Origin of the sequence: Dermacoccus sp. UBA1591 (assembly GCF_002322065.1) — a bacterium.
Lineage (GTDB): Bacteria > Actinomycetota > Actinomycetes > Actinomycetales > Dermatophilaceae > Dermacoccus > Dermacoccus nishinomiyaensis.
Window position 1 is genome coordinate 1 of the sequence record NZ_DCNR01000052.1, and the last position, 782, is coordinate 782.

Here is a 782-nt window from a genome sequence, read left to right on the forward strand (position 1 = left end):
GCCGACGCCGTGCGCGACCACCAGCGGGCTGGCTGTCACGAGCGCCGTGACCGTGGCCGCGTCGCGACGGCACCAGCGGGCGAGTTGGGGCAGGGCCCACAGCAGCAGGGCCAGCCCGAGCAGGGCGGCGCAGCGTTCGAGGACGATGGCCACCCAGGGGTCCCGCGTCAGCGTCGTCGCCATCGCGCCCCACACGAGCGGCACGGGGCCGTAGGGCGTGAGCGTGTCCATCCACCGGGGGTCCACGCGCTCGCTCCAGGGTCCGGCGAGGGTCACCGGGGCATAGCCGTATGGCGACAGCAGCCGCCTCGTCAGCTCGCCCTGAGCGACATAGCTGAACCCGTCCCGGCTGAACAGCGGCTGTGCCGCCAGCAGCGACAGCGTCCAGGACCAGGTGGCGCGGCGCACGAGGTCCAGGGCGCCGGTGCCGCGGTGGCCACGAGCGCAGGTGTGCAGCAGCGAGATCCACGCCCACGACAGGAGCGCCAGCCCGAGGACGGCCATCGAGAGCCCGAGGCCGTGACCCGGCATCGTCTCGCCCCACCCGGCCAGAGGCGCGGCGAGCGTCGCGCCGACCGACGCCGGGAGCGGCGTGATGACGAAGCCTCCGACGAGGACCAGGAGCGCGCCGACGACGCCTCGGGTGATCACCCTTGCGACGCTAGGCAGGGCGCCCGGTCCCGGGCTGAACTCCGTATGACGTCCCGGCGAACCCCTGACGGCGACTCCCCACCCGCCCACCGGTCAGATCCCGACACCCCAACCCGTCCGAAACTGACCAA

The 782-nt window shown here is 73.7% G+C and carries 1 protein-coding gene; it reads right to left on the reverse strand.

Annotated features, from left to right (window positions below; translation table 11 throughout):
- A partial coding sequence (gene mptB, locus B2284_RS05515) for a polyprenol phosphomannose-dependent alpha 1,6 mannosyltransferase MptB (protein ID WP_286697281.1) occupies positions 1 to 651 on the reverse strand: 651 nt, incomplete at its 3' end.
- Between the last annotated feature and the right edge of the window lie 131 nt (positions 652 to 782).